Raw genomic sequence first — 26,631 nt, 5'->3', positions numbered from 1 at the left:
TTCCGCGTCCCCTCGCCTGTCGCTCACGACCGGGCTGGCATGCTTGGCCGTCACGTCACGGGAGCATCCGCACGATGACCAAGGCCTCCGACCTGTTCGTCTCCGCCCTCGAAGCAGAAGGCGTCGAGTACGTCTTCGGCATCCCCGGCGAGGAAAACCTCGACCTGCTCGAGTCGCTGCGCACGTCCGAGATCCGCCTCGTCCTCACCCGCCACGAACAGGGCGCCGGTTTCATGGCCGCGACCTACGGGCGCCTGACCGGGCGCGTCGGCGTGTGCCTGTCGACGCTCGGTCCCGGCGCGACCAACCTGGTGACACCGGCGGCCTATGCGCAGCTGGGCGCGATGCCGATGCTGATGATCACCGGCCAGAAGCCGATCCGCACCAGCAAGCAGGGCCATTTCCAGATCATCGACGCGGTCGACATGATGCGGCCGCTGACCAAGTACACGCGCCAGCTGGTCTCCGCCGACAGCATTCCCGCACGGGTCCGAGAAGCCGTGCGGCTGGCTGAGGAGGAGCGCCCCGGCGCGACCCATCTGGAACTGCCGCAGGACATCGCCGGCGACGACACCGACGCGCGGCTGCTGCCGCGCTCCTACGCGCGTCGCCCGCTGGCCGAGCACAAGGCGGTGGCCCACGCGGTCGCTGCGATCCGCGACGCCCGTCATCCGCTGCTGATGGTCGGCGCCGGTGCCAACCGCAAGACGACCGCGAAGATGCTGCGCGCCTTCGTCGACAAGCTGGGCATCCCGTTCTTCAGCACCCAGATGGGCAAGGGCGTGCTCGACGAGACCGGGCCGCTGTGGCTGGGCAATGCCGCGCTGTCGGACAAGGATTTCGTCCACCGCGCGATCGACGCGGCCGACTGCATCATCAACATCGGCCACGACGTCATCGAGAAGCCGCCGTTCTTCATGCGCGACGGCGCGCGCACGGTGATCCACGTCAACCACTCCAGCGCCGATGTCGACCAGGTCTATTTCCCGCAGATCGAGGTCATCGGCGACATCGCCAACGCCGTCTGGCAGATCACCGAAGCGCTGGAGCCGCAGCCGCACTGGGACTTCGCCTTCTTCGACCGCGTGCGCGAAGCGCTGTGCGCCGACATCCGCGAACTCGCGGCCGATGCGCATTTCCCGGTGCGCATCCCGCATCTGGTCGCCAGCGTGCGCGAGGCGCTCGCGCCGGAGGACATCGTCTGCCTCGACAACGGCCTGTACAAACTGTGGTTCGCGCGCAACTACCGTTGCCACGCGCCGAACACTCTGCTTCTGGACAACGCGCTGGCGACGATGGGCGCCGGCCTGTCGTCGGCGATCGCCGCGCGCATGGTGCACCCCGACCGCAAGGTGCTCGCGGTCTGCGGCGACGGCGGCTTCATGATGAATTCGCAGGAGCTGGAAACCGCCGTGCGCCTTGGCATCGACATCACCGTGCTGGTGCTGCGCGACGATGCCTACGGCATGATCAAGTGGAAGCAGGCGCACGAGGACTATCCGAACTTCGGCATGGACTACGGCAACCCCGACTTCGTGCGCTATGCCGAGAGCTACGGCGCGCGCGGACACCGGCCGTCCACACCTGATGAATTCCGCACGATGCTGCGCACCGCGCTCGACACGCCCGGCGTCGACCTGATCGATCTCGCGATCGACTACAGCCGCGACGACGCGCTGCTCAACGACGAGATTCCGCGCCGCAGCGCGGCCGTCGACTGAGGCCTCGCCTCCCCCTTCCTCTCGACCGGAGTCCCTCATGGCCAAGCAGACCTCCAAGACCGGCAAGCGCGCGGCCACAGGCCCACGCCTCGCGCGCAGCTATCCGTACTACCTCGCCAACGTCGCCGTCGCCGCGAACACCGATCTCGACGTGCTCGACAAGTACACCGGCAAGGTCGCCACGCGCGTGGCGATGGGCGACGCCGCGGCGATCCGCAAGGCGATCGTCGCCGCGCACAAGGCCCGCGGCGCGATGGCGGACTTCCCGCCGGACAAGCGCCGCGACGTGCTCGACCACTGCGTGCGCCGCTTCCAGGAGCGCTTCGAGGAACTCGCGCTCGCGTTGTGCATCGAGGCGGGCAAGCCGATCAAGGACGCGCGCGGCGAAGTCACGCGGCTGATCGACACCTTCCGCATCGCCGCCGGCGAGGCCACGCGCATCGAGGGCGAAACGGTCGAGATGCAGATCTCCGAGCGCACCCGCGGCTACCGCGGCATGGTCAAGCGCGTGCCGATCGGCGCCTGCAGTTTCATCACGCCGTTCAACTTCCCCTTGAACCTCGTCGCGCACAAGGTCGCGCCGGCGATCGCGGCCGGTTGCCCCTTCGTGTTGAAGCCGGCGGCGAAGACGCCGATCGGCGCGATCATCATCGGCGAGATCTTGGCCGAGACCGACCTGCCCAAGGGCGCGTTCTCGGTGATCCCCTGCAGCAACGACGATGCCGCCGCACTGACCGAGGACGAGCGCATCGCGCTGCTGAGCTTCACCGGCGGCCTGATCGGCTGGGACCTCAAGGCCCGCGCCGGCAAGAAGAAGGTCACGCTGGAACTCGGCGGCAACGCGGCCTGCATCGTCGACGCCGATCCGGGCGCGAGCCTGGACCATGTCGTCGAGCGCCTAGTGTTCGGCGCCTACTACCAGTCCGGCCAGAGCTGCATCGGCGTGCAGCGCATCTACGCGCACGTCGACATCCACGATGCGCTGCGCCGCAAGCTGAAGAAAGCGGTCGCCGCCCTGCGCACCGGCGATCCGCGCGACGAGAAGACGTTCGTCGGCCCGGTCATCGACAGCGACGCCGCCGATCGCATCGAAGGCTGGATCGCCGAGGCCCGCAAGGGCGGCGCCAGGGTGCTGGCCGGCGGCGCGCGCGACGGCAACATCATCCCCGCGACGCTGCTGGAGAAGGTGCCGCGCGACGCCGACCTCTACCGCAAGGAAGTGTTCGGGCCGGTCGCGCTGCTGGAACCGGTCGAGGATTTCGATGCCGCGATCGCCCGCGTCAACGACAGCGATTTCGGCCTGCAGGCGGGCGTGTTCACCGGCAACCTCGCGCACGCGATGCGCGCCTGGGACCGGATCGAAGCCGGCGGCGTGATCGTCGGCGACGTGCCGAGCTTCCGCGTCGACAACATGCCCTATGGCGGCATCAAGGATTCGGGCATCGGCCGCGAGGGCGTGCGCTACGCGATCCAGGACATGACCGAGGAACGGCTGCTGGTGATCCGCGATCCGGTGTGAGGTCGATGGGCGCGGACGCCCCGAACATGCGATGCAGTCGCGAACCTCTTGCGCCGCCGGTGCGCGTCAGGCGTTGCCCGGTGACGCGACGCCGGCAATGCCGCGAAAGGCCGCTGACCAGTCTGCAAAGTGAGTTGCCGTCCCCGCCTTCGCAGGGACGACGGCGCGCGGGCACACGCGCTGCAATCGGGTCCCGTGCGGGTCCGGACCGGAGCCGCCGCAATGCCGCCGCAATGCCGGCGGCCGCGCTGGCTCAGTCCCCGCCCCAGCAACCCGTCATTCCCGCGCGGCGGAGACCTCGGTCCTCCATCCACGCGCCGTCCGCGTCCTATTCCCCACGCTCCACCCGCGGCACGCCGTCGCGCTGGCTGAAATGGAACCGGTACGACAGCCGCACCGCGGTCGGCGTTTCCACGACGCCCTCCGCGAGGCACGCATCGTCGCCATCGAAATCCTCAGGCGCGCGGCAGATCAGGGCCGGGGCGTACGTCCAGCCCCGGACCGCGGCGAGCGATGCCGCTTCGAACGCCGCGCGTTGCGGCAGCGACGCATCGTCGCAGTCCTCGACGCGCGGCTGCGCATCGGCGACGAGGCCGTCGCTGCCGATGACCGCGTCGACGCAGACCGTCACCGGCGCCAGCCGCAGTGGCAACAGCGCGTCCGGGTAGGTCGGCAGTCCGACGGGCGGGATCAGGTTCGGGAACACGAAGCGTTGCCGGGGATCGAGCGCCATGCGCGTGGCACCGGCGGCAGGCTGCATCAGCTCGCTGCCCACCTCGCCCAGGTTCGGCAGCGCCGGCGCGGGCGCCGGCGTCGTCCTGCAGGCGCCGAGCAGCGTGGCGACCAGCAGCACCGCGACCTTGCGCGGCGTCGGCCTCATTCCACCCCCGCAGGCACGAGGCCCAACGCATCCGGCTCGCGCCCCGTCGCCCAGTAGTCCTGCACGGTCCAGCTGCCGGTGTCGACGACCGCGATCCGGTCGGCGCCGCTGATCGCGACGTAGACGCGCGGTCGCGCCGGATCCGCGATCGCGCCGATCGGCAGCGCACCGCGCCCGAGCATCGTCTCGCGCAACTCGGCATCCGGCGGCATCAGATCGACCGTGGCGATCGGCGCGCGCGTCGCGGCATCGAACACCGCGAGGGTCGCCGCGGTCGCATTCGTCACCAGGGCGTGGCGGCCATCCGGCGTGAACACGACGCGGATCGGGAAGCCGGTGCTCGGCAGGGTCGCGACGATGTCGAGCGTGTCGGGCGCGTGCACGGTCACCGTGTCGTCGGCGCGGTTGGTTACCCAGACGGTGCCGTCGGGTGCGACCTCGATGCCTTCGGCGCCCTGCCCCGCGGGCCGCTCCCGGGTCTTCGTGCCCGTCGCCAGATCGATGCGCGCCACGGTGCCGGCGGCGATCTTGCTGACGTAGGCCACGCGGCCGTCGCGCGACAGCGCGACCATGTGGCCGGTGCCGGCGCCCACCGCGATCGCATCGGTGACGGTGCCCGCAGCCGGATCCACGCGCACCAGCGACTCGCTGCGCTCGGTCGTCACCAGCGCGCCGGCATCGTCGGGCAGCAGGCGGATGCCGTGCGGACTGCGATGGACGCCCAGCGACAGCGTCCGCGTCGAATGATCCACGAGGTCGATCGCGGTCAGGCTCGCGCCCGGCGTGTCGCGCCCGTAATCGGTGACGAAAGCGGTGCGACCGTCGGCGGATACGGCGATCTCGTGCGGCCCGGCGCCGCTCGGAATCTCGGCCAAGCGCGCGCCGGTGGCGAGATCGAGCCGCCAGACGGTGTCGGCGGACTTGTTGCCGACCAGCAGCGTGTCGCCCATGGACGCGCGACCGGTGGCAGACTCCGGCGTGACCGGCGCGTGCGCGCAGGCGGTGAGCAGGGCCGCGGCGAGCAGCAGCGCGCTAGGTGCGCGGAAACGTCGGCCGCCGCTCACGCTTCGCGCTCCGGCGTGGTGTCCGGATGCAGCCACGTCGTATCGCCGTCCGCGTAGCGCTCGTGCTTCCAGATCGGCACGCGTGCCTTGATCTCGTCGATGATGTAGCGGCAGGCGTCGAACGCGGCGCCGCGATGCGCGGCCGACACGCCGACCCAGACCGCGAGGTCGCCGATCGCGAGATCGCCGACGCGGTGCACGCAGGCCGCACCGGTGAGCGCGAACTTCGTGCGCGCTTCCTCGATCACGGCGGCGCCTTCGGTCTCCGCCAGCGCGACGTAGGATTCGTAGCGCAGCCCGTGCACCGGACGGCCGTCGTTGTGGTCGCGCACCCAGCCCTCGAAACTGGCATAGGCGCCAGCGCTGTCGTCCAGCAGACGCCGCCGCAGCGGCGCGATCTCGAACGGCGCATCGGCGAGCCGGAAGGCGCGGGTATCGCATGCGGATGTCGTCATCTCAGCCTCCGCTGACGGGTGGAATGAAGGCGATCTCGCTGCCCTCGCGGACCGGATCGTCCCAGCGCGCGAACGCGCCGTCGACGGCGACGCGCAGCCGCTCGACCGGCAGCGTGAAACCGTGCAGGGTCTGCAGTTCGGCATACAGCGTGCGCAGATCGGTCGCGGTGGTCTGGCGCGTCTCCCCGGCGCTGCCGGCGCGGTCGCGCAGGCTGGCGAAATACAGCAGGCGGACATCGGTCATCGCAGGGTCTCCCTGGCAGGCTTGGCGGCGATCGCGCCGACATCGCGCTTGCCGCCGCGTTTGCCGACGAGCTTCGCCGGCCCCAGCACGATCGCGTGCGACAGCGCCTTGCACATGTCGTAGACCGTCAGCGCGGCCACGGTGGCGCCGGTCAGCGCTTCCATCTCGACACCGGTGCGGTGCACCGTCTTGACGGTGCAGTCGATCCGCAGCGTGCGCGTGTCGTGCCAGTCGATGGCGAGGTGGATGCCGTCGATCGGCAGCGGATGGCAGAATGGAATCAGCTCGTGGGTGCGCTTGACCGCCATCGTGCCGGCGATCACCGCGGTATCGACGATGCCGCCCTTCGCGCTCTTCAGCCCGCTGCGATGCAGCTGCGCGGCGACATCGACCGGAAACCGCACCCTGCACTCGGCCGTCGCGGCGCGCGCGGTGACGGCCTTGCCGGACACGTCGACCATCGTCGGACGGCCGGTGGCATCGAGGTGGGTCAACACCTTGGAACGGGGAGATGGGGACATTGCAGCGGACCAGCGGAAAACCCGGATGGTACCGGCACCGGTGTGGCCGCTGCCTCGACGCGGCGGAACGCAGTGCGTTGCGGACGCCGCTTCCGGCTGGAATGCGGCAGATCCTGTCGCGCGGCAGACCGGAGTCGCGTCGTGGTCGTCGACGTCCGGGATCGGCTGCGGCCGTCTGCAGGGCCGAAACGCAGGCCGCTCACGCTCCGTAGCGCACCGTCCTCGCTCAACCGCCGATCAGGAACATCTCGACGTGGCGGCGCGGCGCGCGCGGGCTGCCGCGCAGTTCGCTGTAGCGATCCGCGCGCCGGGTCCACAGCGTCGCGAGGCGTTCGGAAAACGCCGCCTCGCCCTCCGCGAGCCAGGGCCGCAGCGCCTGGCCGCCCGCGGCGAACAGGCAGGTGTAGAGGGTGCCGTCGGCGGCGACGCGGGCGCGCTGGCAGTCGCCGCAGAACGGCGCGGTGACCGAGCTGATGAAGCCGATCTCCCCGGCGCCGTCGTCGAACGCGTGGCGCTCGGCGACTTCGCCCCGGTACTGCGCGTCCAGCGCGTGCAAGGGCCAGCGTGCATGCACGCGGTCGCGCAGCTCGCGCGACGGCACCACGCGTTCGCGATCCCAGCCGTTGCAGGTGCCGACGTCCATGAACTCGATGAAGCGCACGACATGCCCGCTGCCGCGGAAATGCGCGGCCATGCGTTCGACTTCGTGGTCGTTGATGCCGCGCTGGACGACGCAGTTGAACTTGATCGACCCGAAGCCCGCACGCTCGGCGGCGTCGATACCGGCCAGCACGTCGTCGATCTCGCCGCGGCCGCCCGACAGCTGCCGGAACAGCGCGGGATCGAGCGCGTCGAGGCTGATGGTCAGCCGCTGCAGGCCGGCGTCGCGCAGGGCCTGCGCATGGCGGGCGAGCAGCGAGGCATTGGTCGTCATCGCCAGATCGTCGATGCCGGGAATGCGGGCGAGGCGCGCGACCAGATCCGGCAGGCCCTTGCGCAGCAGCGGCTCGCCGCCGGTCAGGCGCAGCTTGTGCATGCCGACGCGCGCGAAGCCGCGGACCAGGGTTTCGATCTCGTCGAAGGACAGGCGGCCGGCCTGGTCGAAGCCGTAGTCGTCGGGCACCCGATCGGCCGGCATGCAGTAGCCGCAGCGGAAATTGCAGGCCTCGATGACCGACAGCCGCAGGTCGCGCAGCGGGCGACCCAGGCGATCGAGCGGCGTGCCGGTCGGCGCGAGCAGGGCGTTCATGCGGGCAGGCCCGGCGTCGGTGCCGCCAGCGCCAGCGCATCGCCGGGACGCGCGACCCGATGCCCACGCGCGGCCAGCGCATCGCCGTCGGCCGTGGATGCATAGTGGTAGAGCACGCAACGGGCGAGCAGCGCGGGGGCGTAGTCGCGCTCGAGATCCTCGACGCCGCTGTGCGAGGGATTGCCCTGCAGGCCGCAGTCGTGGGCGACCAGTTCATCGCGATCGGCGAAACGCGCGAGCATCTCCGGCACGGGGCGGGTGTCGCCGCTCCAGACCAGGCTGCCCGGCAGGCGCAGGCCGTAGGCGGTCTCGGGCCAGTGATGGCGGACCGGAAAAACCTCGAGACGGACGCCGTCGTGCCAGAACGCGTCGCCGACCGGCACCAGCCGGAACGCGTCCCAGAAGTTCGCCCCGCCCTCGGCCAGCACGTTCGGATAATCGCCGACACGCCGGTGCAGCAGCGGAACCACGGTCGCCGGCACGTACAGCGTGGTGCGGCCACGGAGGTCCGGATCGAAGTACGCGGCGCCGAACAGACGCTCGAAACCGCCGACGTGATCGAGATGCGTATGGGTGACGAACAGGGCGCGTGGCGTGGCGCCGTAGTGCGCGAGGTACGCGGTCAGCCCCTCGCTGCCACAGTCGATGGTCAACCACGGCTGGCCGTCGCGTTCGATCGTCGCCATCGGCGACCCGAGCGCGGTCGCCGCCGCATTGCCGACGCCCTGGAAACGCAAGGCCCAGCCCGTCATGTGCCGCGGCTCCACAGCGTGTCGTAGGAGCGCCGCAACCGGGCGAAATCGCCTTCCACGTCCTCGACGCTGCGGGCGCCACGCAGCTTCAGCAGCGAGCGCTTGAGCCGCGCGAGATTGGCTTCGCGCCAGCGGGTGGCGGGAATCCGCAGCTGGCTCCGGTCCAGATCGATGAACCAGCCCTTGCCAACGCCGTCGAACAGGATGTTGTGGGCGTTGAGATCGGCGTGATCGAGACCCGCGCGGTGGAAGCGCGCGATCAGCCGGCCGGTCTGCTCGAGCGGCGCGGACGCGGGCGAGACGGCGATGAGGTCGGCCAGCGACTGCACGTCCGGCAGGCGCTCGACCAGGATCCAGGCCTTGTATTGCAGGCCGCGCCGCAGATAGCTCGCGGCGATCGGCTGCGGCACCGGCAGATCACGGCGCAGCAGTTCGCGCAGCAGGCGGAATTCGACGAAGCTGCGCACCCGCGTCGCGCCGCGCCACAGGTGCAGGTCGCGGTTGAAGCGCCCGACCCAGCCGCCGCGCAGGTATTGCCGCAGCACGCAGTCGCCGTACGACGCCTCGATGAACCAGGCGCCGCCGCGCCCGCTGCCGTCGACGCGTTGCGCGCGATCGCCCCAGCGTTCGGGCTCGAACCAGCGGGGATCGGCTTGCCGCAGCTGCGTGCCGTCGAACAGAATGGCCCCGTACTCTCCCGCGCGGCCGTTCGCCGGAATCGGCGTCAGGCTCTCGCTGGGATCGAATCTGGTCATCCCGCGAGTCTATCAAGCCCGTGCCCAACGCCCTGTCAGCATCGCGTCCGTCCGCGCCCCGTTCCCTGTGCCTGCTGCGGCTGTCCGCGCTGGGCGACGTGACCCATGTGCTGCCGCTGATCCACACGCTGCGCACGGCCTGGCCCGATGTCGCGCTGACCTGGGTCATCGGCAAGGGCGAGCAGCGCCTGCTCGACGGTCTGCCCGGGGTCGAGTTCCTCGTCTACGACAAGAAGACCGGCCTCGCCGGCATGCGTGCGCTGCGCCGCACACTCGCCGGCCGCCGCTTCGACGCGCTGCTGCAGATGCAGGTCGCGGCCCGCGCGAACCTGCTGTCGGCATTCCTGCCCGCGCGCCGCCGCATCGGCTACGACCGCGCCCGGTCCAAGGACCTGCATGGGCTCTTCATCAACGAGCGGATTCCCGACCGTCCCGGCATCCACGTACTCGATGCGCTCGGCAGCTTCTGCGAACCGCTGGGCCTGCGCCAGACCGAGGTCGTCTGGGATGCGATGCCGGTGCCCGCCGACGCGCATGCCTGGGCCGCGGCGCAGTGGCCCGACGACGCCACGCCGACCCTGATGCTCTCGCCCTGTTCCAGCCATGTGCGTCGCAACTGGCTGCCCGAGCGCTACGCGGCAGTGGCCGATCATGCCGCCGCGGCCGGCTGGCGCATCGTGCTGTGCGGCGGTCGCAGCGCGCCGGAGCGCGCGACAACCGACGCGATTCTCGGCGCGATGCAGGCGCCGGCGCTGGATCTGGTGGGCAAGGACACGCTCAAGCAGCTGCCCGCCCTGCTGGCGCGCGCGCAACTGCTGATGACGCCCGATTCCGGGCCTATGCACATCGCCAACGCCATGGGCACCAAGGTCCTCGGCCTGCATGCCGCCAGCAATCCGGCACGCAGCGGCCCGTACTCCGACCGGCGTTTCTGCGTCGACCGCTACGACGACGCCGCGCGCAAGTACCTGGGCAAGCCGGCGTCCGAGCTGCCCTGGGGCACCAAGATCGAGTTCGACGACGTCATGCGCCTGGTCACCGTCGACGATGCCGTCGCCGCGTTCGAGCGCCGTCGCGCGGATCTGCAGGCAGCGCCCGCATGGACGCCCTGATCGCCGGCGCACTGGCGTCACTGCTCGGCGCGCTGGTCGGCGGCGGGATCAGCTATGTCCTGAACCGGCAGTTGCACGCCCAGCAACTGCTGCGACTGCGCGAGCAATACAAGACCGAATTCATGGCCGAGGACACCGCACGCCACTTCCTCGGCCACAAGGGCTACACCGACCGCTCGTTCGAGGTGCTGCGCAAGCACCTCGGCGGCTTCGAGGACGACGAGCTGCGGCGCATCCTCGTCCGCGCCGGCGCGGTGCGCACCTACCGCGACGACGGCTCGGAGTGGTGGCGGCTGCTCAGCCGCATGGACGAGTACATCGACCACAAGACGCGGGCGGCGGCAGGCGACTGAGGACGGGCCTCACGTGTCCCGAAGCGAGACCACCTAGCGACTCGAGACGCATCTGCTGCGCCGCGCACTCCGCGCCTAGAGGACGGCCCTCTTTTTTGAGCGCGCTGTAAGAGCGCGCTCGCGCGCGACAGTGACTCGGCCATCGCAGGCCCGCCTCACGCATGTGGACGGGATTCCCGACAAGGCATACGACTTTTCCTCGACATAGGCCGAGCCCAGCGCCAGGTTGATCTCTTTCTTGATCCGCGCGCGCTCGTCATTCTCGAGATAGACGCTGCGCGCCAGCTGGACAAACGCGTCGCCGAACGCGGTCGCCTTCTCCTGCACGCGGATCTCGTCCTCGATGTCCCACAGGCGCTCGTTGACCGCCTTGAGCTCCGCCCGCAGCCGGACGATGTCGTGCCCCGCGGCCGGATGGGCCATCCAGGCAGTTTCCAGCGCCGTGAGTTCGCGACGGACGTTGGCCAGTTTGGCCTCGTCGGTCATGCGCTCGGACTTGATCTGCAGGATCGCAATCTTGTCGAGCAGTTCGCCGAAGGACACGGGCACGGAGATTTCGGACATGGCAAGGCGTTCAAGGCGACGGGCCTGCCAGTGTACCGTCGAGTGCTTGTCGCCCGCCCGTGGCGCCCGTATGATTGCGCCCCCGGCCGCAGCCACCGCGCGCCGGCCGGTTTTCTGGAGAGGTGGCAGAGCGGTTGAATGTACCTGACTCGAAATCAGGCAGGCGTTAATAGCGCCTCGGGGGTTCGAATCCCCCCCTCTCCGCCAGAAAATTACGTAAGTGTTTGAAATATAAGCCATCCCTAGGGGTGGCTTTTTTCGTTCCCTACTTAGAACCCTACGGTCGCCTCAGATTTTTGGATTGACCCCATGTCGCGGAAGTGGCCTTATCAGAGTCCCCCAGAGGAGGCTAAGACGATCGCTACCAGGCCAAAGCATCCCGACCCCTTAGGTGTTCTAGCCGGTCAGTGGCGCGCAGTCGACGTGCCGGATTCCTTTGAAGTCACTCTTCTTAACACTAGGTCTCTGCTGACCCCTGATGACATGCCCGAGACCCCTCCGTTTCCCCCACAAGTGGCTCGGGAGGTCTATAAAGACTTTCAAGCGTCACTCGATCGTGCCGAGAGCGAGTGGAAGCAGGGGCGCGTAGAAGCTGGCTGGTACTTCTTGGATCGAGCGAGGTGTTATCAAGCGCACTTGAGAGGTGTCCGCCAAGGGCTTCATGAGGCGGCAACCAAGACGCTTAAAGAGCACTCAGTTGAGAACGGCAAGAAGGGAGCTGCCGCAAAAATAGCCCAGGAGCAGCGCAAGAGGGCCGCCACGGCTAAAGCTGCTCTGAAACGCCATGCAGCCTCACCGTTTGAGAACTTGGTCGAACTCAACAATTTCCTGCACGACATGGGCCGTAGCAAAGGCTTGGTTATGACCGCAGGGGTGAAGGAGCTAGTTGCAGGACAGCCGGCACTCTCGCCAATCTTCGAACACCTCAGAGAGGTGGGGGGGATGCCGCACCGACCAGAGCCTGCTACCCGACGTCGGAAATCCTCCTGATCTTTTGACGCCTGCCAACTGCAAAGGCCCTGACTCTGCCGAGGGTCTGAAACCGCAACAGGTGATCAACCTTCGTCATGTAGCGGACCGCCTCATGAAGATGGCCCCACATCTGATCGTTGCTGCGATCCAGTGTTCCTATGCCGCAGCGAACGTAGGTTTCCTTGCGCTTGTTGCAATTGAAGAAGATTCCTTTGCGTCGGGTGATCACGTTCTTCCACCGCACACCAAGGGTGTCCGCTATTACGATGTCCTGGCGGACTCGCTGACCGTCCAGGAAGATTGCGAAATGGAAGTGGAATCCTTTCTCGCACCCGAACTCCATCTTCCAGATGTAGCCAATCAAGTGCTCAGAGAAAGGACCACTTCTCAAGTACTTGAGGAATGCGTCCCGATGGGCTTGCGCCTCTCGCAAGGTGATCGACTGGGGGAGCAGTCTTTCGCGAGCGCTGTACAACGAGTAGTACTCGAGATCGAGACGTATAGCCAGGACCTTCGAGTACCTATTCCTGAGACCTTGAAGCAGTTCGACAGCACTTTTCGCGCTCGATCGTTCGCACCGCCGAAGGTTGTCGAGCCTCTTCTTCACCGCGGGGCCACGCCCTAGGGCCCGGATCTTTTCCACCGCTCGATTGAATGAATCGACGGCCCTTAAGGAGACCCTATCTTCGCCACTCCAAAGCCTCCTTGCATATCTACGAAACACTGCGTAGAGCGGACTGCAGCGATGGTTCTTGAAGCGTCGGTCGATCTCAGCGAAGTCTGCCTTAGTACAGAGGAAAAATTGCGAGCCCAATCGGGTCTCGTCTACGTAGCACCGCCCTCTTTCTTGAACAATCGTCCAGAGTGGGCCCTTCGAGCGGAGCATCGCACTCATTGTGTCCAGTCTTCGACAGTTGCTATCGACCAATCCATCAGTGGGGTGATGCTCTCACTCATCGTCTATCCCTTCTCTCTAGTAACAACGTTCATTCCTACGGCCGCAGCGACAGTTGCTGGGCCAAATTGCCTGGCTGCCTTGAAGTGTGAGCAGCCGAAAGCACCTTTTTGGGCCGGAAAGGGCCCGCGAGTTAACGTCGCGGCGCTCCCCTCTCCTGCCCCAAGTCGAGCAGGTAGGCGTCGATCTCGTGCTCGTAGAAGCGAGTCGACCTTCCAATGTGGACAGGCCGCGGCAAATTAGGTTGATACCGCGGCGATCGGCTGTTCAGGAACTCGTGCAACGTCGACCGCCCGATGCCGCCCATGCGGCGACGGACCTCCTGCTCGGTGAGCATCTGAATCCGCCGATCGAAGCTAACTTCCACGTTTTTCTCCAAGTGAGCAGCGCTTGGAGAACACGCTATTCGGCGATCGTTCGGGCTGCCAGGAGCGGGAGCCGCTGTATTTTTTTACAGCGGCGAGTCGCGCCAATGGACTTCCCTACCTGCTCGATACTCGCAGGGGGAGGAGCTAATTTTTCGACGAGGAGGAACTAAAAAGCCCGCCAGGGATTGACGGGCTCGGCCAGGTACAGCTCAGAAGGGAGTTCGTGTTCTTCGCGTTCGGCTGATGATCAGACGGACGGCTAACACTGCCAGGCTGGCAATCAGTTGCTCCAAGTGGAAGACGCCTTTCGGTTTGAACACTCGATATCTCCAAGTGCGGCGACGGCCGCATCGTGAGAGCGGCTGCCCTCACAGAGGTGATATGCGTTTGAAATCGCTTTCATCGAACGCGCACCTCCCGAAAGCCTCACGGCGATTTATGATCACTTCGGGGAAGGCACGGAGCGGATTCCGGCCTTTGGACTCAGCTCCAAAAATGGCAGGGGAACATATGAAGCGTCTTTTGATTGGCTGCGTTGTCGCAGCCGTGCTCAGCGGTTGTGCCTCATCGAGCGTGGTCGTCGGAACCGTTAGAGCTCCGATTGACCCAGAGCAGGTACGTCTCTATGTCGAGCCACCGCCGCACTTTGAGAACGTGGCACTTCTCCAGGCCAGCAGCGAAGCGTCATTCGCGCTGACCCAGCAGCAGAAGAGCAACAAGACGATCGATCGGATGAAGCAGGAAGCAGCCGATCTGGGTGCGAACGGCATTCTTCTGCAAGGCGTTGGAAAGGAATACGCCGGCAGCATTGGGTCCGGGTATGCATGGGGCAGCCGCGGTTCCGCTTGGGGTCTGGGATCCAGCGCGGCAATGTACAACCAGGCTGGCGCGGGCATGGCGATCTACGTCTACCCGGGATCCGAAACGGTTCCCTCCCCGCTCCCGCCAGCAGTGACGCGCGGCGACATCGAAACTAACGAATCAGCGGCGATGGATCAGCCTTCGACGCCTTCAACGGAGGCTGCTCAGCCAGGCGCACCCCCGGCTCAATCCACACCTCAACCTCAGCCACAGGAAAGTGGTCAGATGCGTTGGAAGCCGCGTGGCCTCTGACGTGGTATCGGTCCACGTCGGCCGGGATAGCCTCCCGTAATGCCTACCATCGCTCACGCTCTTCAAGACGATCAGCAGGTCTCAGTTGACGAAGCTTTACGGCTTCGTCAACAAGGTGTTGCCGCACATCTGCTCTGCCCGGAGTGCAATGGCGAACTGCGTGTGCATGCTGCCAGCAGGCCCGGCTCTGGAAGCTGGAACCCTGCCCATTTCGAGCACAAGCAGACGGATCCCTCCTGCAGTCTGTGCCATATCAGCCGCAAGAAAAACTCAGACCCGTTCGTCCGATCGTACCGTCTGGATGCTCCCGCACTTGAGCAAATGCTCGCGGGTTCAACACCTGTGACGACGTGTAGCCTACTCATTCATGCGCGCATTGGCCAAGGCCGGTTCCGAAGTCGGGTTCTCGCGATTGAAGCTCGTTGCCGAGTCACAGGAATCGAAGAGAAGAGCTTCCTAGTTGCCAGTCACATCAAGCCTTGGTTCGCAAGCGATAACCGCGAGCGGCTTGATGGAAATAACGGTTTGGCGCTCGCACCACACGTCGATTTTTTGTTCGACAAGGGCTATGTCTCCTTCAGCAAGACAGGAGAACTCATGGTGAGCGATGCACTTCCCGCAGCGATCAGGGAACGCCTGATTCCACCCAAGTCCGCGGTTGCTCCCCGGGCGTTAGCCGATGCACAGGAGACCTATATGGCCTATCACCGGTCTAAGGTGTTTCGCTGGTCCGCGGAAACCTGAAGACTTTGGGCGTGCGCTATGTCTCTTCTTGACCTAACTGCGTCGAAGGCGCGTCGAAAGCAACAGCTTGCTGAGCTAGTAGCAGATCGCCTGCAATCCCTCGGGCATCAGGCTCAAATTGTGACAGGGCACCAGAACCCCAACGGCCATCGCGATCTAGTGATCGTGGAGAGTTCCATCGGGCTTGTGCATACGACCGCCTCGAAGAGTACCGACCCCAATGCGTCGATCCTCGTTTCAGATATCGAAGACGGTTCGCAGATCTTCTTGGAAGGCAAGACGTGGGTCGCCTTCGGGTGGGTGGACCGAGGCGGACGGACTCTGCTGCAGTTCGTACTGGTTGAACATGTTCGCGGACGCTCGTCCATTCCAAAAACCGAGGTCTTACGCCGAGCTGATCGCGATCTGAGTTCAGTGCTTCCAACAGTCGGCATTCGGTGACCCAGGATCGACTGCAGTCCATTTCTATACGGCAACAAGCCGAGTTTCATCAGGGCCCCTCAGAGTTCCCCGACGCCACAACTCGTTGATATCTGCTTCCCGGCAGGACCGGCACGCCGCAATCTCGATTCCGCAGCACGTGCGTGCGTCCCTCGCTCCGGTGTCATTGGGTGGCTCGGGATCGACGGTCGCCGGCCCGAGGCCAGCGCACGTGGCTGCCGTTCGCTCTAAGCCGATGGATCGCCCTCGCTCCCTCTGCGCGAGGGCCGGCTGAGATCTGGAATACGCACGTAACCGTGCGACTCGGCGATTGAGAACAGGCGCTCGAAAGCCGCATCGATAGTGGCCTGCTCTTCGGAAAGTGCCAGTCGTTCAACGGCTTCTTCCCGTTCGCGCCAGTAGTCCCATAACTCGTTGTGGGTCGGTCCCGTCTCGAGCAAAAACTGAAGTTCCCGCTCCCAGCCAGCGAACAAGTTCGCAAGATTTCTGATGGGCATGGCTCGATCTTCGGAGATGGCGTGTCCGGAGAGAATAATCTGTTTGCCTCCCATGAGCCTCGCTGCGCCTTCGATCAGTGATGCGTGCGGCTCTGTGTTCGCTACCTGTGCACCATGTGCGCGCTCGGCGCACCGTGCTCATCCAGACGGACCGTGCGCAGGCGGTGACACCGTCCATTGGAGGTGAGGTCGTCCACGTTGACACACCGGAATTGCTCACTCGCCCGCGTGGGAGATACGAGGGCTGGGTCAGCAGTCACTTGCGAACGACTGCACACCCTCCGCAGGCACCACATCCGGTTACCTGGTGGTCCGCTTGGCCACTGTCGACCCCGTTCTGCGCCCAGCGAACGCGGCTGCGCATCTCTTAGCTCGATATATCGCCCATGCGACGTTTGGACTCCAGCTTGAAACGAGCTGCATATTCTTGAGCAGTGTCCCGCGGAAGGCGGGCATAGCCTTTTGATTCCGCGATCGCGAACAGTCGTTCAAAACCTGCATCGACGACAGGTTGGTCAGTGGAGAGGGCTAGTTTAACGACCGCGTCCTCACGCTCGGCCCAGTAGCTCCAGAACTCTTCCTCGCTTGGGCGCGTCTCAAGTAGCATCTTGAGTTCCTGTTCCCAGCCGGCGAATAGGTTAGTGAGATACGTGATTGGCATAGGGTCCAGGACGCAGTAGCAATGGATTCTTGTCCAAAAGGGCTTTGAGCTGAGTTCTAGGACAAAGCAGCGTGCTCAGCAAGGTCGGCAATCTGGTAACCGGCCGACTGCATCGTGTGCAAAAGAGGCCGATCATATGGCTTGTCGATCTGCTTGCGCAGGTTGTAGATGTGGCTCCGCAACGTATCGGAATCTGGCAACGAAGAACCCCAAATCTCCTGCTCGATCTCCCGCCGTCCAATGACCCGGGGAGACGCTCGCATCAGGACTTTGAGAACCTTGAAGCCGATTGGCGTGAGCACCAGCTCATCCGAGCCGCGCCAGACCTGTTCCAGATCGTCTCCGCGCCAAGCTCCCGCCTATCCCTACGAATCAGGGCGCTGAGACGTGCTACGAGCTCTGCAGGCGAGAACGGCTTCGTGAGGTAATCGTCGGCGCCCGCGTCGAGTCCTGCCAGCTTGTCTTCCAGTGTGGCGAGACCGCTGATCATTAGTACAGGGGTCGTCCTCGAGGGGTCGGAACGAAGCTTGGAACACACGTCGAGCCCGCTCATCCGAGGCAACGTCACGTCCAATACGATGGCGTCGTATGGATTGTCGAGGGCATGCTGATATGCCTCCATTCCTGTCCTGGCGTAGTCGACTTCAAAGCCGTGTTGCTCCAGGAATTCGCCGACCGGCTCGGACAATTCAATGTTGTCTTCCACCAGTAGAACGACGCCTAGCGACGGTGATGCAACCATGCTGATCTCCTCTTATTGATTGCGGGTCAGAAGGAAATCCGTAGTCTCGGGCGCAGTCAACACGCCCATCTGAAATCGTCTCGGGTATCCAAGCTTGGGGTTCGTGGTTATACGCCGCCAAGGTGCCGATTGTCTGTGCGCTGAAGCGGCTTCGCGTAGGTCGGGAGTCGGCAAGCGCAGTTCGTCGGCGCCTCCCGCTGGGGCTAGCGAATGTTTTGGCCGAGCGACCTCAATGGGGATTCGGCGCTGTGTTCACGCCGGCCTGCTCCATCTTGCGAATGACGTTCCGAAGCCCTCGGTGATAAGAGGCCAGGGTCCGATGCGCCATGAGGTACTCAGCGCCTTGCGCCTCGCCCGGGCTCTGTTCGACCAGCATCGCGATGGGCTTTGCTTCAAACCAGAGGCGGAGCGCACCAAGCGCCGCGTCGACATCGACATAGCCCCAGCCCGAGCAGAAGTACTGGTAGGCGTTCGGCGCGGACAGTGCGGGACCCGAATCCCAGTCGGCCAAGGGCGCCGACACTGGGCGCAACGCGTCGCGCGTCGCCTGGCGCTCCGCAAACATGGCGAGCAGCTCCGGTTCGAACTTGGCAAGTCCCGCGAGGATGTCGAAGTGCACCAGCACCGGGTCACGTGCGCCGATGACCACGTTTCCATCTGGCTCCCGGACTCGCACCCAGATCTGCGTCAACACGCAGCCCAGTTTGACCTCGACCTCGCCATAAGCGATCGCCACAATTTCAGCCGGAGGCACCTGTGCGCTCATGAGATCCCTATTGTCCTGGCCGCGCGTTACGCCGCGGCTCGGTGCTCATAGTACGGATGGCGCTTGTCGTCGAAGATCGCGTACAGCGCGGCAAGGTTAGCCGGGTCCGGATTGAGCCAGGCGTCGAGGTGCTCGGGCCGGATGTTGATGATCGTTCGGTCATGGCCGGCGGCGGCGACCTCGGGTTCCGGCTCGTCGGTGATCGCGGCGAAGGACAGCAGGTCCGGCTCCACGCCCTCTGCGTCCGTCCAGTGCGACCAGAGGCAAGCGATCAGCATCGGCTCGCCGGTGCGCGGCACGAATTCGAGCACGCGGTTCTTGCCGTCTGATCCCTCGACGTTCTCGTAGAAACGGTCCGCGACCATGACGCCGTGCGTGTGGCCGAACTGGCCTCGCCAGAACCCCTCGAGATTGTCGCGCCGCGCGTTGTAGGTGCCCGGAAATTTCCTGTCGTACTCGGCCGGCTTGCCGGCGGGGCGGCACTGGTAGCGCATCGGCTTGACCACGCGCTGTCCGCCCTCCCAGACCATCACCGGCGCGTAGATCCCGGGGAACACGCGCGAGTCGGACGGCTTGGCCTCGGCGCCCTTCAGCCCGGCCAGGCGCGCCTTCGCGGCCTCGATCTTGTTCGTGCCGATGCGCACGTCGTCCTGGGCTTTCTTCGTGACCTTGGTCTGCAGCTTCCGCTCGGCATCGGCCACGCGCTTGCGCTGGGCGAACATCTCCTGCTCGAGCATCACGATCGCTTCGGTGTCCGCCGCGCGCAGGCTCTCCTGCAGGTCCGGTGGCCCGATCTGCTGCAGCTCGCGGATCATCGCCCGCGGCGCCTTGGCGATTGGGTTAAGGCCCTGCTTCCACCAGAACGTCTTCACGTAGGTCTTGAGATCCATCACCGCGCCGAATTGGCGCTGGAACTGCTTGAACTCGGCGTGGACCTGGGCGGAGTAGCACATGGAATTCGCTCCGGACGATGATCCTGGGATCCTAAGCCTGCCGACGATGAGTCTCAGTCAATGCGACCACCTACGCGGGATCGCCGCTTGGGTATGGCATCCCAATTCGGTTCAGTTTTCTTTAGAGCAGGCGCTGTTACCCCACCCTTGAGGACAACCCTACGCTCGATCAACGGGCGACCGATTGCGTTCGGGAGGAACGGGATGCCCATACGCGCGAGCATGCGGCACTGCGCGGAATAGCGCTGACGGGCAGTCAGCTCGACTACCTCATCAGGGGTGAGCCAGGTGTCGGTCATGACTTCCTCGTGCGGCTAGCCATCCGCTTTTCGAGCCCAAGCAGCTTCTCTAAACGCTCTTCAGCGGTGCTGGTGCCGATCTTGAGCGCGACAGCCGGAGTCGGTATCACAGGAGCGCCCGCAGTGCGTCGTAGCTGCCAGTACCTCTCAAGGTCTGCGGGGTGGATCCTGTCAGACTTAGAGCTAGAGCCCAGGCGCACCGCCACTAGATCGCCCAGGTCGATAGCGCGGCGGACGGTCTTCGGGCTGCACGCACAACGTTCCGCGGCCTCGGCCAAGGTCATCAGCTTGTCGGCAGCGTTGCACACCGTCGTCAGCGCGAACCGTCGTTCGATGTACCCATTCGGCCAGCTCGGTTTGCGTCGCGCCATACGAGCACTTCGCCAGCCACCCAAGTGGCCGGCTTCTTGGACACGCGAACGGGGAAGTCAGGGCGACACGCGACTGCCTCAAGAACCGTGCGCGCGGCCAAGCCCAGCAGAAGCCCCACCGCCTCGGCGTCAATCGCCTGCAGCTCCCACGGGACCGACGACGCTTGTGCTTCCGTCGACATCAGGTCCCCTCTTTCGCCCGGGGGCGGAGACGCCATCGTAACGCGGCGCAGAGCTGGTCGCAGCCCGTGCGACCCCACCCCGGATGCTCGCTGGCATGGCAACCAGACAATCCCACCGCGCCGCTCTGAAGCGGATTAGCGAGCCCAGCGTGATCCCCCCTGCCGGCCTGGTGGAGCTTCCCATGCTCCCTGATCGATCAATGGGCTGGCGCAATCCAGTCGTCGGGGAGAGCTACGAACGCACCTTGTGGGAGCTATATCTGCTGGTGCCGGGGAGCTCGAGGGTGCTGGCTGACATCCGGCAGGCAGACGGCGTGTTCGCTGTCCGGTCCGGCGCGGCGTTCGCTCAGGTGGCGGATCCGAAGGCCGCGTTTGAGCTGGCCGCGGGCTGGGCGGTGTTTGCCCCGGGCGCGGCCTAGACAGCAAAAACCCCGCCGGAGCGGGATCGATTGCCGTGCGAGAGCCTGCGCTCTCAATCAATCAATGAGTGAGATCGGCAGATTGCGCAAGCCGCGGGAGAACTGAGTGAAGGCGGGAGTAAGGGACAGCAGTTGCGCCGAGCTGCAATAGATTCAGCTCTTCAGCACCCCAGCCTTGATCAAGGTCGTCGTAGACGATGCGCTGCACCAGGTCAGGGATGTTCGCGTTCCTTACATCCATGTTTGCCACCACTCGCGAATTGATAGCTGAGGCGTCTCTCACTACAGGGTCAACAATGATCTGCCTATGGCCGAGAGAAACGACTGACTCAAACTTGTGAGGCTTGTTGCTGTTGCCGACGAACTGACCGGGACGAACGTTAGCTGGAAATTTCACCTCCAGCATCCCTCTCAGCAGCGCTTTGAAGTCGCGAGTGGGAGAAAGTTTGGTTCGCTCAAAAAGCCATTCAGCCGACTCCTTAGAAGCGTTCGCAACAGAGGCAATAGCGATAGGCAGCATGTCTATGCCGATGTGACGGCTGCGAATCACTCCGTGTTGTGAGGACAGGCCGTAGGACTCAACCACCGTCCTGATCGCTTTGTCAGGCCGGTCGATTGAGGCGCCGGCAGCCTCAACCTCACGGACGCTGCGCCCCTCGTCGGAGACAACGAAAGACGATTCCCCTCCATAGACCTTGACCCTGACGTACTCGCCAGAAGGGTATAGGCAATGAGTGGTGACGCACACGCCATCATGCTGCTGTGTTGCGCGAAACACAGACGACATGGCGTTGATTAGGGCGTCGGCAGTGATCATAGCTGGAGGGTATCGCTGGCCGGAAAAATGATGGAGTGAGCGCCAAGATCGATGTTCCTCTCCTGGCAGTACCACCGCAAGGATGCATCGAAGGCCCTTGCTTCGTCGTAGGGTATCGCATGGTGGAGTCGCACCGGGTAGGACGAGAGCTTACGGAAGTTCTCGCGGTTCACCTCCCACGAATGCCAATGGGGCCCCATCACTGCGCCGGGGACATGCGACGCCCAGCGGTTGTCGTGGATGGCCTCGAGGTCATAGTCGAGACGACAAACGCAGCGGTTTTCTACGATCAAACTGATGTTGAAAAGGAGAAGGTCTCGCCCCGGGTAAGCGTCAATGGCTAGTGTCTGGCCAGGCAGCTCGCCATCAATCTCAATCGGGAGCTTTAGTCGAAGCCCATAGCTGTCCCGCGCAGCCTGCCACCGCGGATTGAACTTCCCTCTTAGCTCTTTCGGCGCAGCCATGAATTCATCCACGGCTGCAATAAAGGCGTTCCCTGGCGACCCCATGCTGTTACTCCTCCCAACTCCCCATCCAGCGCACGCGGCCCATGATCTTTAAGGCCGATGTGCAGTCGCATGCCAGCCTGATTCTGGAAGGACTGTGACATACGGCGATCTTCGACGCATCAGTCGGCGTTGCGCCGCCCCGATGTCGAGCACTGGAGTCGCAGCCGGTGCGACGATCGGCCGGCAGCCTCCAAGGCTCACCTAAGGGGAGACGGGGATGAACTGGAACATGGTTCTGCTGAGAGGGGCACGGCTGCCGGCGCTGGGGGTATTCGTTGCGCTGGTGATCATGTGGGCGGCCGGCGACATGCGGGGCACACCGACAGGAGCTGCGTTCTTCGAACCCTTCCGTTGGGGGAGTCTGGCGGTGCTGGCGGTCGCCTCAGTGGCCTACGGCTACTTCATCTACCGTTTGTTCCGCTGGGAGCGCTCGCAAGGAGAGCAAGGGTGCGTGCGATGCGGCGGCCCGACCGGTCTTCTTCAGACGGGGCGTGTGATTCGCGGAGACCGACTCTCCGACTTCCGGCGCTGCTATAACTGTGGCCGAGCCTCGCCACAGGACTGAGGCAGAGTTTCACGAGCAAGGGGCGGCGCTACGCGAGTGCGCCTGTTTTCCCAGCGCGTGCGCCTGGAGCCGGAGGCTGCCGATGGCTGAAATTTTGGGATATGCCGCGTATCTTTATTTCGCGGGTGTCCTCGTGACGCTTGCCTACGGCCTGTATGGCGTATGCACCGCGGAATGTTGGGACCGGAGAAGCTACACGATGATCGGCGCTCTCTCCTGGGCATGGCCGCTGCTGCTATGCGTTGTAGCCGCGGATTGGCTGATAGACCATAGGCGCATCCGAAAGGCGCGCAGGGGGCATCTTAGTAGCCGCTGAGCGAATCGAAGAGCTCCGCACCCTCGACGAGGTGCAGGGCATGACGGGCATGGGCTCGACGTGGATCTACGAGCAGATCAAGACCGGCGCGTTCCCGGCTCCGATCAAGATCGGCCGGCGGTCGTTATGGGTGCTGTCCGAGCTCGATGCTTGGGTGCGCGATCAGATTCGTGCGTACAGGCAGGCAGGTCGGCCAGCAACATGACCCCCGAAAATCGTCCAGGACTACCGAACGAGTCAATCGGCGACGGGAGCCGACAAACGCGTCCGCCTGGTGATCGTACCCCCGCTGAGGCTGCGATCAGCCCAGCCATTCCGAATGACATTGCGGATGTGCACGTTCCGGCCGCTCTCTTGCAGCGGATGACCGATGCCCTTGAATCGCTAACGTCTTCGGCCCAACGACCGTCCGACTGGCTAACCGAGGCCGAGGCTGCCTCGTATTGCAGGGTGTCCCTGACCACATTCAGGGCCGGCTATGAGCAGCTCGGCGTCGTTGCACGACGTGCTTTTGGTAGGAAGCTCTACGCCCGTGAGGAACTGCGTTCGGCAATTTCGAATAGCCCCGCTTGGAACCCCCTGCTCGAGACTGCGCACAATGGGCGGCCCCGAGTAATGGCGAACCCTCTTCTCGCCAACCTGCGTCCAGAGCGCCTGAGGCCGTACAAACCGCGCAAGAAGACGACAGAAACCTAGAACGCTCGACTGAGATCAGCTAGCCGTCGCACTTAGCATAGAAGGCTTTCAAGATGACGTCGCCTCTCTTTAGCGAGACCGAAGCAGCAGAGCGTTTAAACATCAGCAAGGCAACCCTTGCCCGTGAGCGTATTGCTGGCCGTATCCGCCCGATCAGGATTGGGACACGCATCATCCGCTACACAGACGAGATCATCGAAGAGTACTTGCAACAATGCCGCGCCCCTGCGCACACCGACGGTAACGCTGACTCGTCAGCTAGATCAGCTCAAAAGAGCCGTGGCGCACCCGGCTTAACTCAGACGGTGTCCCGAAGTGACGCACACTTATTGGCACTGAGGACTTTCCGCAAGGGCCGTTGATAGCCTGGTCAAAGATCGGCACGCTGCGGAGACTTCAAACCTTGCCCCGACCTTGCCCAGCGCCTCTGACCACACCAGGTCGAAGAGGTCCGACCGACTCATCGAAGTACTTGCCATCGCCGCCCGCCCCACGCGCCATTGGTGCTTAAGGGTACTGGCTCATGGCCACTGGTCCGGATATCGTTGCCCAGACACCTTTCACGGACGCCAGGGGATCAAACATGGAAGTGCTTCACAGTCGCGTACAACACGGAGTAGGCCAAGGATCTTTCCACAGCGCCTCGGTGCAAACGATTCGGAACAAGTCCACCGATTACGAGCTCAACTACGTTTACGACTGCGGCGCTGGCGGAAATGGCGCCGTGCCAAAATTGATAACGTCATCTCTTAAGAGACTAGGGTTTTCGCGCCGCTCCAGCAGCCGCAAGAAAGGAGTTCTCGACCTCCTAGTCCTGTCTCACTACGACATGGACCACATCAGCGGGGCATTGGCGCTGATCAAAGAATTCAAAGTCGAGCGCGTCGTGCTGCCGTACATCAGCCCTGTCGAACTAGTTATCGTTCTAGCGGAACTTGGCAGTCTCTTGACTCCGGATGTCGCAAAGGATTTGTACGACTTGGCGCACGGCCTGGGAACCACGTTCGGCGGAATCCCAGTCACCCTGATCGAAAGAGGCAGTAGACCTAGACGCGATAGGGCTCAACGTGAAGTGCCCGGCGATCCCCCGACTCCTGATCTGCGAAGCGAACCTGACGACCGATTTCCAAGAGGCATGGTTCTAACGAGCAAAGATGCTAAGGGTAATCAGATTCCGCTCCCGGCGAAGTTGCCGGACGATGAAGACGTTCTGGCTTCTTTGCCTGGTTCGACGTCAGTTTGGCGACTTCGGTTTTGGAATGCTGGATCTTCTCAAGAGCTGATCGATGATATTCGCGAGAAGCTAGAGGCCTGTTCCTTCCCGCTTGGCGATGACGCCTCGCCGGTAGAGCTTGACGTTCTCGTCAATTGGCTTAGCGAAGTAAAGAACCGAGAGAAGGCTCTGGAGGCATACAAGCAAGCGATTGAATCCGCCGTTCCAGGCCTCAAGAGCCACGCTGGGGACGCGCATGTGGCTAACTTCATATCGCTTGCGATGTACTCTGGGCCTGCATTCGAAGCCAAGATGCCGCACGTTTCTTGGAACCATCCCGATCTTTCCTTGAGGGATGTTCTTTTCCCCCGCTTCCTCAGCTCGTCAAGCACTTGGTCAGAACGAGTTGGATGGCTGGGGACCGGCGATGCGCCTCTGGGTGAGGCGGATATTTGGGACGATTTTGAGGCTCACTTCAGCTTCGAGCTGCCTGAGTTGAGCACGATAGTTGTCCCACATCACGGTGCGGGCCCCGTCAGTGGTCCTGGAACGACTAACAAGCATGGACACCCCACCTATCCTGTTCTCACGAAGATCAGGGCCCAAGGTGGGCTTCCGATTCACGTGACCGAAGAGAGTGGCTCAAGCTTTCATGAGGTAATTCAACTCTGCAAAGCGGTATGACCAGTTCACTCGCACATAGCGAGAGCAGACCTTGAGGCCAGCTCGTTCGACAGGTGTTCCGTTGGAATGGAGCCTCTACAAAGCGGACCACGCAATTGCTGATACTCAGGCGTAGCTGACCGTCCGCGACGGCGGAAGCCTGCGGCGTCAGGCTGTGGCCGTAGCCGTCTGTGCCGTGTTCACCGGGGAGTCTTGATGAGCGGGGCTTTCGCTAGAAGGAAATAGGAATGGCAATTACGCGTTACTGGGGCGAGATGAGCGTCAGCGAAATCGCAATTGGAATGGCGTCTATCGCTTCCAATGCACGCAGGCTACTTCGCGATGCTAGATCTCTCCATGCGAGTTCGGCATATTCCAGCGCTATAGCACTCTCCATCCTATCTGTCGAAGAGTCTGGAAAGAGCTTCTTTCTGCGAAAAATGCTGATTGCAGACAACGCGAGGGAGTTCAAAGATCTCTGGAAGGGCTTCAGAACCCATACGCTGAAGAACAAGAACCTGCATTTCGCAGATCTGCTTGCGAGTGAGGAAGTAGATGTCGACAGGTTCGTCGCGCGCCTGCTCAATCCGGGGACTGCGTCGACGAACTTCGAGAACATCAAGCAACTCGGGCTCTATGCCGATTGCTACCAAACCACAGGATGGCACTCCCCTCACGACGAGGCGTCCGACGTTTCAGAATTCCTGCTGGCGAGTGCAGAGCGGCTGCTAATCGATCCTCCGACAGAGGAAGAGCTTGAGCTGCATGCCCGACATTTTCGCCAAGCAAAATTGAGCGGTAACACCGTTGACGCCTTAACGAAGGCGGTACATTGCATACGCGAGGAAGCCGCACAAAGAGGCTTGCGGTCTGGTGAACCCCGAGGCATGGACTTGTCCAAGATCGGTGATCGACTCGCGTAGCATCAGCTCTATTGATCGGGCCAGGCGATCCTTGCTGCCAGCGGCGGGACGTCTGAGGTAGCTTCGACGATGCGGTGAGACACCCAACAGCGGCGTCACGATCAGTTTTAACCCAGGGGGAGAGATGAACAGTCCAAATCGTATCGTCGTTGTCGTTCTGCTCGCCTGGCTTTTAGCAGGCTGCGAGCTCGGCGACCCGAACGCGAAGGCTGAGTACGGAGAGTCTTCGGGTCTTCCCAAGAACTGCCGAGCCATCG

Annotated in this window: 29 protein-coding genes, 1 tRNA gene and 2 pseudogenes; 13 read left to right on the top strand and 19 right to left on the bottom strand. The window is 63.9% G+C overall.

Annotated features, from left to right (window positions below):
* The first annotated feature begins 74 nt into the window (after window positions 1–74).
* Together CJ022_RS12980 and CJ022_RS12975 are read left to right on the top strand one after the other, a co-directional pair.
* Window positions 75–1,721 (top strand): acetolactate synthase large subunit, encoded by a 1,647-nt coding sequence (locus CJ022_RS12980; RefSeq protein ID WP_101927055.1) that lies wholly within the window; start codon window positions 75–77, stop codon window positions 1,719–1,721.
* A 37-nt stretch (window positions 1,722–1,758) separates the two neighbouring features.
* Window positions 1,759–3,240 (top strand): aldehyde dehydrogenase family protein, encoded by a 1,482-nt coding sequence (locus CJ022_RS12975; RefSeq protein WP_101927054.1) that lies wholly within the window; start codon window positions 1,759–1,761, stop codon window positions 3,238–3,240.
* Between the two features lie 328 nt (window positions 3,241–3,568).
* Here the strand turns inward: CJ022_RS12975 and CJ022_RS12970 are convergent, their stop codons facing one another.
* The 8 genes from CJ022_RS12970 to CJ022_RS12935 all read right to left on the bottom strand — a co-directional run bounded on the left by CJ022_RS12970 (window position 3,569) and on the right by CJ022_RS12935 (window position 9,160).
* Window positions 3,569–4,120 carry a hypothetical protein gene (locus CJ022_RS12970; protein ID WP_101927053.1) on the bottom strand — a complete coding sequence of 184 codons (552 nt, stop codon included), beginning with the start codon at window positions 4,118–4,120 and terminating at the stop codon, window positions 3,569–3,571.
* Window positions 4,117–5,184: a beta-propeller fold lactonase family protein gene (locus tag CJ022_RS12965; RefSeq protein ID WP_101927052.1), complete on the bottom strand. Its 1,068-nt coding sequence runs from the start codon at window positions 5,182–5,184 to the stop codon at window positions 4,117–4,119. Before CJ022_RS12965 ends, CJ022_RS12970 begins: the two co-directional genes overlap by 4 nt.
* Window positions 5,181–5,639, bottom strand: coding sequence for a molybdenum cofactor biosynthesis protein MoaE (locus CJ022_RS12960; protein WP_101927051.1), 459 nt, complete (start codon window positions 5,637–5,639; stop codon window positions 5,181–5,183). Before CJ022_RS12960 ends, CJ022_RS12965 begins: the two co-directional genes overlap by 4 nt.
* A gap of 1 nt (window position 5,640) precedes the next feature.
* Window positions 5,641–5,883: a MoaD/ThiS family protein gene (locus CJ022_RS12955; protein WP_101927050.1), complete on the bottom strand. Its 243-nt coding sequence runs from the start codon at window positions 5,881–5,883 to the stop codon at window positions 5,641–5,643.
* A complete protein-coding gene (moaC, locus tag CJ022_RS12950) occupies window positions 5,880–6,404 on the bottom strand; it encodes a cyclic pyranopterin monophosphate synthase MoaC (RefSeq protein WP_101927049.1) in 525 nt (174 codons plus the stop codon). The genes CJ022_RS12955 and moaC overlap by 4 nt, the downstream gene beginning before the upstream one ends.
* A 226-nt stretch (window positions 6,405–6,630) precedes the next feature.
* A complete protein-coding gene (gene moaA, locus CJ022_RS12945; protein WP_101927048.1) occupies window positions 6,631–7,653 on the bottom strand; it encodes a GTP 3',8-cyclase MoaA in 1,023 nt (340 codons plus the stop codon).
* Window positions 7,650–8,405, bottom strand: coding sequence for an MBL fold metallo-hydrolase (locus CJ022_RS12940; RefSeq protein WP_101927142.1), 756 nt, complete (start codon window positions 8,403–8,405; stop codon window positions 7,650–7,652). The genes moaA and CJ022_RS12940 overlap by 4 nt, the downstream gene beginning before the upstream one ends.
* Complete coding sequence (locus CJ022_RS12935; protein WP_101927047.1) at window positions 8,402–9,160, bottom strand: 3-deoxy-D-manno-octulosonic acid kinase; 759 nt, start codon at window positions 9,158–9,160, stop codon at window positions 8,402–8,404. Before CJ022_RS12935 ends, CJ022_RS12940 begins: the two co-directional genes overlap by 4 nt.
* Before the next feature lie 20 nt (window positions 9,161–9,180).
* On the opposite strand from CJ022_RS12935, the gene CJ022_RS12930 reads away from it, so the two are divergent.
* A complete protein-coding gene (locus tag CJ022_RS12930) occupies window positions 9,181–10,272 on the top strand; it encodes a glycosyltransferase family 9 protein (RefSeq protein WP_233198761.1) in 1,092 nt (363 codons plus the stop codon).
* The gene (locus CJ022_RS12925; RefSeq protein ID WP_101927046.1) at window positions 10,260–10,625 is read left to right on the top strand and encodes a hypothetical protein; all 366 of its coding nucleotides are present in this window, start codon (window positions 10,260–10,262) and stop codon (window positions 10,623–10,625) included. The genes CJ022_RS12930 and CJ022_RS12925 overlap by 13 nt, the downstream gene beginning before the upstream one ends.
* A 186-nt stretch (window positions 10,626–10,811) precedes the next feature.
* Here the strand turns inward: CJ022_RS12925 and CJ022_RS12920 are convergent.
* A pseudogene (locus tag CJ022_RS12920) lies at window positions 10,812–11,189 on the bottom strand (DUF6165 family protein); the annotation flags it as partial.
* Between the two features lie 116 nt (window positions 11,190–11,305).
* Between CJ022_RS12920 and CJ022_RS12915 the strand changes: the two are divergent.
* A tRNA-Ser gene (locus CJ022_RS12915) sits at window positions 11,306–11,396 on the top strand.
* Between the two features lie 757 nt (window positions 11,397–12,153).
* Here CJ022_RS12915 and CJ022_RS12910 read toward each other — a convergent pair.
* Window positions 12,154–13,056: a YagK/YfjJ domain-containing protein gene (locus CJ022_RS12910; protein WP_101927045.1), complete on the bottom strand. Its 903-nt coding sequence runs from the start codon at window positions 13,054–13,056 to the stop codon at window positions 12,154–12,156.
* 1,082 nt (window positions 13,057–14,138) lie between these two features.
* On the opposite strand from CJ022_RS12910, the gene CJ022_RS16900 reads away from it, so the two are divergent.
* Window positions 14,139–14,597 (top strand): hypothetical protein, encoded by a 459-nt coding sequence (locus CJ022_RS16900; RefSeq protein WP_158238422.1) that lies wholly within the window; start codon window positions 14,139–14,141, stop codon window positions 14,595–14,597.
* 39 nt (window positions 14,598–14,636) lie between these two features.
* Window positions 14,637–15,341, top strand: a complete 705-nt coding sequence (locus tag CJ022_RS12900; protein ID WP_101927043.1) for an HNH endonuclease — start codon at window positions 14,637–14,639, stop codon at window positions 15,339–15,341.
* Window positions 15,342–16,009: 668 nt separating this feature from the next.
* Here CJ022_RS12900 and CJ022_RS16895 read toward each other — a convergent pair.
* The 7 genes and pseudogenes from CJ022_RS16895 to CJ022_RS17810 form a co-directional block, all read right to left on the bottom strand.
* The gene (locus CJ022_RS16895) at window positions 16,010–16,333 is read right to left on the bottom strand and encodes a hypothetical protein (protein WP_143703983.1); all 324 of its coding nucleotides are present in this window, start codon (window positions 16,331–16,333) and stop codon (window positions 16,010–16,012) included.
* Window positions 16,334–16,646: 313 nt separating this feature from the next.
* On the bottom strand, window positions 16,647–16,940 hold the full coding sequence (locus CJ022_RS16890) for a hypothetical protein (protein WP_143703982.1): 294 nt from the start codon (window positions 16,938–16,940) through the stop codon (window positions 16,647–16,649).
* A 56-nt stretch (window positions 16,941–16,996) separates the two neighbouring features.
* Window positions 16,997–17,682: pseudogene (locus tag CJ022_RS12895) on the bottom strand (response regulator transcription factor).
* Window positions 17,683–17,911: 229 nt separating this feature from the next.
* A complete protein-coding gene (locus CJ022_RS12890) occupies window positions 17,912–18,448 on the bottom strand; it encodes a hypothetical protein (RefSeq protein ID WP_101927042.1) in 537 nt (178 codons plus the stop codon).
* Between the two features lie 26 nt (window positions 18,449–18,474).
* On the bottom strand, window positions 18,475–19,401 hold the full coding sequence (locus tag CJ022_RS12885) for an SOS response-associated peptidase family protein (protein ID WP_101927041.1): 927 nt from the start codon (window positions 19,399–19,401) through the stop codon (window positions 18,475–18,477).
* 53 nt (window positions 19,402–19,454) lie between these two features.
* Complete coding sequence (locus CJ022_RS12880; protein WP_101927040.1) at window positions 19,455–19,700, bottom strand: DUF4224 domain-containing protein; 246 nt, start codon at window positions 19,698–19,700, stop codon at window positions 19,455–19,457.
* Window positions 19,697–19,984 (bottom strand): helix-turn-helix domain-containing protein, encoded by a 288-nt coding sequence (locus tag CJ022_RS17810; RefSeq protein WP_101927140.1) that lies wholly within the window; start codon window positions 19,982–19,984, stop codon window positions 19,697–19,699. Before CJ022_RS17810 ends, CJ022_RS12880 begins: the two co-directional genes overlap by 4 nt.
* Window positions 19,985–20,348: 364 nt before the next feature.
* On the opposite strand from CJ022_RS17810, the gene CJ022_RS12870 reads away from it, so the two are divergent.
* A complete protein-coding gene (locus tag CJ022_RS12870; RefSeq protein WP_158238421.1) occupies window positions 20,349–20,672 on the top strand; it encodes a hypothetical protein in 324 nt (107 codons plus the stop codon).
* 61 nt (window positions 20,673–20,733) lie between these two features.
* On the opposite strand, the gene CJ022_RS16885 is transcribed toward CJ022_RS12870, so the two are convergent.
* Both CJ022_RS16885 and CJ022_RS12865 read right to left on the bottom strand, forming a co-directional pair.
* Window positions 20,734–21,489: a hypothetical protein gene (locus CJ022_RS16885; protein ID WP_143703980.1), complete on the bottom strand. Its 756-nt coding sequence runs from the start codon at window positions 21,487–21,489 to the stop codon at window positions 20,734–20,736.
* On the bottom strand, window positions 21,486–21,998 hold the full coding sequence (locus CJ022_RS12865) for a hypothetical protein (protein WP_143703979.1): 513 nt from the start codon (window positions 21,996–21,998) through the stop codon (window positions 21,486–21,488). Before CJ022_RS12865 ends, CJ022_RS16885 begins: the two co-directional genes overlap by 4 nt.
* A 217-nt stretch (window positions 21,999–22,215) precedes the next feature.
* Here CJ022_RS12865 and CJ022_RS16880 point away from each other — a divergent pair, with 217 nt between their 5' ends.
* The 5 genes from CJ022_RS16880 to CJ022_RS12850 all read left to right on the top strand — a co-directional run bounded on the left by CJ022_RS16880 (window position 22,216) and on the right by CJ022_RS12850 (window position 26,374).
* Window positions 22,216–22,563, top strand: coding sequence for a hypothetical protein (locus CJ022_RS16880; protein WP_143703978.1), 348 nt, complete (start codon window positions 22,216–22,218; stop codon window positions 22,561–22,563).
* A 347-nt stretch (window positions 22,564–22,910) separates the two neighbouring features.
* On the top strand, window positions 22,911–23,084 hold the full coding sequence (locus CJ022_RS12860) for a helix-turn-helix transcriptional regulator (RefSeq protein WP_255407572.1): 174 nt from the start codon (window positions 22,911–22,913) through the stop codon (window positions 23,082–23,084).
* 544 nt (window positions 23,085–23,628) lie between these two features.
* Window positions 23,629–23,937 (top strand): helix-turn-helix transcriptional regulator, encoded by a 309-nt coding sequence (locus CJ022_RS12855; protein ID WP_101927036.1) that lies wholly within the window; start codon window positions 23,629–23,631, stop codon window positions 23,935–23,937.
* Window positions 23,938–24,098: 161 nt separating this feature from the next.
* Complete coding sequence (locus CJ022_RS16875) at window positions 24,099–25,472, top strand: MBL fold metallo-hydrolase (protein WP_143703977.1); 1,374 nt, start codon at window positions 24,099–24,101, stop codon at window positions 25,470–25,472.
* Window positions 25,473–25,699: 227 nt separating this feature from the next.
* Complete coding sequence (locus CJ022_RS12850; RefSeq protein ID WP_101927035.1) at window positions 25,700–26,374, top strand: AbiV family abortive infection protein; 675 nt, start codon at window positions 25,700–25,702, stop codon at window positions 26,372–26,374.
* Window positions 26,375–26,631 lie beyond the last annotated feature (257 nt).

The organism is Luteimonas rhizosphaerae (genome assembly GCF_002849595.1).
GTDB classification, from domain to species: Bacteria; Pseudomonadota; Gammaproteobacteria; order Xanthomonadales; family Xanthomonadaceae; genus Luteimonas; species Luteimonas cellulosilyticus.
This window is presented reverse-complemented; position numbering and strand designations above follow the sequence as displayed.

Excerpts from the sequence above, each read along its gene's own strand:
- CJ022_RS12980 (WP_101927055.1), top strand. The coding sequence starts at position 75 with ATGACCAAGGCCTCCGACCTGTTCGTCTCCGCCCTCGAAGCAGAAGGC.
- CJ022_RS12975 (WP_101927054.1), top strand. The coding sequence starts at position 1,759 with ATGGCCAAGCAGACCTCCAAGACCGGCAAGCGCGCGGCCACAGGCCCA.
- CJ022_RS12970 (WP_101927053.1), bottom strand. The coding sequence starts at position 4,120 with ATGAGGCCGACGCCGCGCAAGGTCGCGGTGCTGCTGGTCGCCACGCTG.
- CJ022_RS12960 (WP_101927051.1), bottom strand. The coding sequence starts at position 5,639 with ATGACGACATCCGCATGCGATACCCGCGCCTTCCGGCTCGCCGATGCG.
- CJ022_RS12955 (WP_101927050.1), bottom strand. The coding sequence starts at position 5,883 with ATGACCGATGTCCGCCTGCTGTATTTCGCCAGCCTGCGCGACCGCGCC.
- moaC (WP_101927049.1), bottom strand. The coding sequence starts at position 6,404 with ATGTCCCCATCTCCCCGTTCCAAGGTGTTGACCCACCTCGATGCCACC.
- moaA (WP_101927048.1), bottom strand. The coding sequence starts at position 7,653 with ATGAACGCCCTGCTCGCGCCGACCGGCACGCCGCTCGATCGCCTGGGT.
- CJ022_RS12940 (WP_101927142.1), bottom strand. The coding sequence starts at position 8,405 with ATGACGGGCTGGGCCTTGCGTTTCCAGGGCGTCGGCAATGCGGCGGCG.
- CJ022_RS12935 (WP_101927047.1), bottom strand. The coding sequence starts at position 9,160 with ATGACCAGATTCGATCCCAGCGAGAGCCTGACGCCGATTCCGGCGAAC.
- CJ022_RS12925 (WP_101927046.1), top strand. The coding sequence starts at position 10,260 with ATGGACGCCCTGATCGCCGGCGCACTGGCGTCACTGCTCGGCGCGCTG.
- CJ022_RS12910 (WP_101927045.1), bottom strand. The coding sequence starts at position 13,056 with ATGAGTGCGATGCTCCGCTCGAAGGGCCCACTCTGGACGATTGTTCAA.
- CJ022_RS12900 (WP_101927043.1), top strand. The coding sequence starts at position 14,637 with ATGCCTACCATCGCTCACGCTCTTCAAGACGATCAGCAGGTCTCAGTT.
- CJ022_RS16895 (WP_143703983.1), bottom strand. The coding sequence starts at position 16,333 with ATGGGAGGCAAACAGATTATTCTCTCCGGACACGCCATCTCCGAAGAT.
- CJ022_RS16890 (WP_143703982.1), bottom strand. The coding sequence starts at position 16,940 with ATGCCAATCACGTATCTCACTAACCTATTCGCCGGCTGGGAACAGGAA.
- CJ022_RS12890 (WP_101927042.1), bottom strand. The coding sequence starts at position 18,448 with ATGAGCGCACAGGTGCCTCCGGCTGAAATTGTGGCGATCGCTTATGGC.
- CJ022_RS12885 (WP_101927041.1), bottom strand. The coding sequence starts at position 19,401 with ATGTGCTACTCCGCCCAGGTCCACGCCGAGTTCAAGCAGTTCCAGCGC.
- CJ022_RS12880 (WP_101927040.1), bottom strand. The coding sequence starts at position 19,700 with ATGACCGACACCTGGCTCACCCCTGATGAGGTAGTCGAGCTGACTGCC.
- CJ022_RS17810 (WP_101927140.1), bottom strand. The coding sequence starts at position 19,984 with ATGACCTTGGCCGAGGCCGCGGAACGTTGTGCGTGCAGCCCGAAGACC.
- CJ022_RS12870 (WP_158238421.1), top strand. The coding sequence starts at position 20,349 with ATGGCAACCAGACAATCCCACCGCGCCGCTCTGAAGCGGATTAGCGAG.
- CJ022_RS16885 (WP_143703980.1), bottom strand. The coding sequence starts at position 21,489 with ATGATCACTGCCGACGCCCTAATCAACGCCATGTCGTCTGTGTTTCGC.
- CJ022_RS12865 (WP_143703979.1), bottom strand. The coding sequence starts at position 21,998 with ATGGGGTCGCCAGGGAACGCCTTTATTGCAGCCGTGGATGAATTCATG.
- CJ022_RS16880 (WP_143703978.1), top strand. The coding sequence starts at position 22,216 with ATGAACTGGAACATGGTTCTGCTGAGAGGGGCACGGCTGCCGGCGCTG.
- CJ022_RS12855 (WP_101927036.1), top strand. The coding sequence starts at position 23,629 with ATGACGTCGCCTCTCTTTAGCGAGACCGAAGCAGCAGAGCGTTTAAAC.
- CJ022_RS16875 (WP_143703977.1), top strand. The coding sequence starts at position 24,099 with ATGGCCACTGGTCCGGATATCGTTGCCCAGACACCTTTCACGGACGCC.
- CJ022_RS12850 (WP_101927035.1), top strand. The coding sequence starts at position 25,700 with ATGGCAATTACGCGTTACTGGGGCGAGATGAGCGTCAGCGAAATCGCA.